Raw genomic sequence first — 216 nt, forward strand, 5'->3', positions numbered from 1 at the left:
AGCGCGTACCGCCCCAGTCAAACTGCCCGGCTACCAGTGTCCTCCGCCAGGAGTGAGAGTCGCAGTCACCATCGGGTAGTATTTCAATGCTGGCTCGGTGGCCCGCTAGCGCGGGTACCTGTGTAATGGCTCCTACCTATGCTGCACAATGGCGACCACGTCTCAGTGACAGCCTGCAGTAAAGCTCTATAGGGTCTTCGCTTCCCCTTGGGGGTC

At 59.7% G+C, this 216-nt stretch carries 1 rRNA gene; it reads right to left on the bottom strand.

The window, feature by feature from the left end:
* Nucleotides 1-216: ribosomal RNA gene (locus C493_RS22435) — 23S ribosomal RNA — on the bottom strand; the annotation flags it as partial.

The organism is Natronolimnohabitans innermongolicus JCM 12255 (assembly GCF_000337215.1).
GTDB classification, from domain to species: domain Archaea; phylum Halobacteriota; class Halobacteria; order Halobacteriales; family Natrialbaceae; genus Natronolimnohabitans; species Natronolimnohabitans innermongolicus.